4 protein-coding genes are annotated in these 3,938 nt (G+C 49.3%); 3 read left to right on the forward strand and 1 reads right to left on the reverse strand.

Annotated features, from left to right (window positions below):
- Positions 1-64 precede the first annotated feature (64 nt).
- Complete coding sequence (locus Q0277_RS06965) at positions 65-340, forward strand: hypothetical protein (RefSeq protein WP_297996795.1); 276 nt, start codon at positions 65-67, stop codon at positions 338-340.
- A gap of 194 nt (positions 341-534) precedes the next feature.
- Positions 535-1,212, forward strand: a complete 678-nt coding sequence (locus Q0277_RS06970; RefSeq protein WP_297996797.1) for a hypothetical protein — start codon at positions 535-537, stop codon at positions 1,210-1,212.
- Between the two features lie 309 nt (positions 1,213-1,521).
- Here the strand turns inward: Q0277_RS06970 and Q0277_RS06975 are convergent, their stop codons facing one another.
- Entirely contained in the window at positions 1,522-2,049 is a 528-nt protein-coding gene (locus Q0277_RS06975) for a hypothetical protein (RefSeq protein ID WP_297996799.1), read from the reverse strand.
- 97 nt (positions 2,050-2,146) lie between these two features.
- Between Q0277_RS06975 and Q0277_RS06980 the strand changes: the two genes are divergently transcribed.
- A partial coding sequence (locus tag Q0277_RS06980) for an MFS transporter (RefSeq protein ID WP_297996801.1) occupies positions 2,147-3,938 on the forward strand: 1,792 nt, incomplete at its 3' end.

Raw genomic sequence — 3,938 nt, forward strand, 5'->3', positions numbered from 1 at the left:
AGGGCTTCGGGGTCGTTTTCAGGCTGTCTAAAAATGCTGTCTGCCAAATCTTGCATCGGGCGTTTTGAAATTTGAACGCGGGCGACTGGCGGTTAAATTTGACCGCGCAGGCTATGAGAGCTTCAAGGCCGCGTGCTTGCAAAACTACGAGGAGCTGGCGCGGCTTTATTGCGACAAAAAGGATGCGGCGGAATTTTTATCGCGCTTTGCGGAGCTTAGCGGCGGCGTGTATCTACCGAGCGAGGCGCAGGTGCGGGAGTTTGTGGAGTTTTACTACTCGCGTTACGAAGCGATCGGCAACGAAACGGATCCTAGCAATGAACGAGCAAAGTGGCTTTAAAATTTCAGCTCTGAACCGCGCCTTAAAATAATGGAAAGTGGGCGGGGTTACGTCAAATTTCAAAACCCTATGCCGTAAAATTATAAATTGAGCGATAGAATTTAGCATCTGGAAATTTTAAAATTCTATTCGCAAACTACGCACGCGAAGTTCTTTCGGAATTATAGAATTCCGCGGAATTTTAAGGGGAAAGCATGAGATATTTTAAAAATTTACTCTCCGATTTGCGAAACGGCAGGCTCGCGCTGCACCCGATTTTACTCGCGGCGACGTTTTGCATAGTGAAAATTTCGTGGCCTTTTCTAATAGGGTCTACAGGTGGTGATGGCTCGGGTTGGACAATATTTGGCTATCTCATATTTATGGATTTTACGCAATGCACATGTTTCATAGCGCTGGGCGCGCATTTTGTTTATGTGGCGGGGCGCGGCGACATAAATAGCCAAAATAGTAGCCGTAAAAGCAGCGACTACGAAGGCTTTATACAACCCCGCGGGCTGCAATATTTAGCCGTGCTGCGCACTATCTTATGCGCCCTATGCATCATCGCGTGCGTGGCGGGCTATCTTAGCGCGGATATAAATCACCAGAAATTAGGCGTTCTGAATTGGTTTTTCCCGACTGCGTTATTAAGCGCTTTCATATATTTGATTGCGATCTGGGTTGTTACGACCGACTCTGAAATAGTAGCTTGGGGTGCCGTCTTTGGGACAAGCTATGTAGTCGCTTGCTATGCGGTTTGCAAATGTTTTTTTTGGTATGGTGGATATGTATTTTGGAAAGGGTTGGAGATAATCTTTCCGCTAATTTGGGCGTTTCATTTCAAGCGCACCTACAAAAAGCGCCTAGCAGAGGAGATACGCGAGGCGTAACGGCAAGCTGAATGCAGAATTTTAGCAAAAATTTACGCCGTCAACTGTAGCTTAAAATTAGCGCGAGCGTAGCTCGCGCTTTGAGCGTGCCAAGGGGTTGGGGGATTTTAAGGGGGAAGGTGAGCGCCTCGCAAAACGAGCGTAGCGACGCAAGGCTTAAGCCTGACGGCGTTTCTTGCGAGCGCAGCGAAGCAGAGTAAGTAGCGCCACCTAAGAGAAAACGCTGCCATGACTAAATTTCAGAGGCAGAATCTAGAATTTTAAATTTATATCGCGAATTTTGCGAGCCGTGAATTTAAAATTAAAGCTCTAAATTTTAACGTCCATATCCACGGATTCAATCTGCAGCCCGCGTAGATCCGCGAGATGCTGCACCGCGGCGTCTGTCTCGGCGTTTTTGGGAAGGACGATGTGAAAGCCGCGATCAAACGCCAAGAAAAAATTCTCCCCGCCCGCAGCGATTCGATTTAGCGAGCGCGCGGCAAATTTCTCGCTTGCGCGCGGCTCGCCTTTTGAAAACGAGATCGTCTCGTCGTCCGCGACGAAGCTCATCTCCGTGCTCGAGTCTTGCGCGAGCTTAGCGGCAGCCAGATGTTTTCTTAGCATGCGGCGGTAAAATTTCGGATAAAAAATAAGCCACGCCGTGCCCAAAATAACCGACGCCACGCTCGCAATCGGCGCCGTTTTTAAAAGCCCGTCGATGATGATGCCAACGAGCAAAAACTCAAATGGTATGGCGTAAGTGCTGATAAGGCGCTGCTTGCGCGCCTTTTTGCTGTAAAGCAGCATAAATTTATTGAGGTTATCGACGTTGCGATTGGTGATACGTACTTTCATATTTTTCCTTTAATTTTTGCGTAATTGTAGCGAAGCCGCCTTAAATTTGCGTCTATTAACTTCCGTGAGATAAAATCCCGTTTTTAAAGGAGCGCCCGTGAAATCTTTATTAAAAATTAAAGGATTTTTGCCATTTTTGGCGATTATGTTTATCAACGCAAGCGTCGATCTGGGCCATAAGATCACGATCCAAAACGTCCTTGTCAAAAGTGCCGATTCTGGCGCTCTCATCGCCCTTACCTCGCTTGTAAATTTGCTGATTTTGCTACCTTACGTTTTTCTTTTTAGCGCCAGCGGCTATCTCAACGACAAATTCTCACGTACCCGCATCACGCGGATCTGCGCGAAACTCGGCGTTGCCCTTACCGCGCTCATTACGCTAGGATATCTGTGCGGGTGGTTTTATTTCGCATTTTTTATGACGATCCTGCTTGCGGCGCAAAGCGCGATCTACTCGCCCGCCAAATACGGCCTGATTAAAAAGATCGTCGGCGCGAAAAATTTAGGCGCGGCAAACGGCCTCGTGCAGGCTCTTACCATCATCGCGATTCTGCTTTCATCGCTTGCGTTTTCGGTGATTTTCGAGCTGTTTGCAGCCCGCAGCAGCGACGCGGGCGAGCTGATGAGCTCGGTTTGGTTTATCGGCGTGCTTTTGGTCGCGGGCTCCGTGCTTGAAACATACTACTCGTATAAAATTCCATTCTTCGACGCCGCGCAGCCGCAGGCGGAATTTAACACGAAAGAATATCTCCGCCTGCGCTATCTGAAGCAAAATTTAAAATTTGTAATCAAAGACAAAAACGTCCTGCTCTGCACGCTCGGACTTTCGATGTTTTGGGCGGTCTCGCAGCTCGTGATCGCGACCTTCCCGGCTCACTACAAGAGCCTTAGCGGCAGCGACAACGTAATGGTGATCCAGGTGATCTTAGCTCTTAGCGCGATCGGAATCGCGTTAGGCTCGATCTTTGCCGGCAGCTACTGCAAAAAGCATATCGAGCTCGGTATCGTGCCGTTTGGCGCATTCGGTCTTGCGCTCGCGCTAATGGTGCTAGCCAACGCGCACTCGGTATTTTGGCTCGGCACGGCGTCGTTTTTCTTCGGATTTAGCGGCGGAATTTTCATCGTGCCGCTCAACGCCGTCATTCAGTTTTTCACCGCCGATGAGCGCATGGGGCGGGTACTCGCGGGCTCAAATTTTATCCAAAATATCTTTATGGTGCTGTTTTTGCTCATCGCCATCATCTTGGTGCATTTTGCGGTCGCCAGCGGCGAAATTTTCGTTATGGCGGCGTTGTGCGTACTTATCTGCGGGATCTTCGGCGCAAAATATCTGCCGCAGCTTTTCGTTAGAATTTTACTCATTCCGTTTATGAAATTTGGCTACCAAGTCCACGTAGACGGCATCGAAAACATCCCACAAAAAGGCGGCGTACTGCTTTTGGGCAACCATATCAGCTGGATCGATTGGGCGGTGGTACAGCTTGCCTGCCCGCGCGGGGTGCGCTTCGTAATGCATCGCAGCTACTACGATCTGTGGTATTTGAAGTGGTTTTTTAAAATTTTCCGCGTCATTCCGATCGGAGCGGGCGTGAGCAAAAGCGCGATCGAAAGTATCCGTGAGGCGCTAAATGCTGGCGAAGTAGTGGGGCTCTTCCCAGAAGGGCACATCAGCTACAACGGCCGCATAGACGAGTTTCAAGGCGGATTTGAGCTAGCCGCGCACGATACGAACTCCGTAATCGTGCCTTTTTATATCAGAGGGCTTTGGGGATCGACATTTTCGCGCGCCAGCGAGCATTATAAAAGAACGATCTCGCAAAGCGGTAAAAACGCACTTCGCGTAAGTTTCGGCGCGCCGATCGAGGCAAATTCCAAGGCGCATGAAGTAA

Origin of the sequence: uncultured Campylobacter sp. (assembly GCF_938030815.1) — a bacterium.
GTDB lineage: Bacteria > Campylobacterota > Campylobacteria > Campylobacterales > Campylobacteraceae > Campylobacter_B.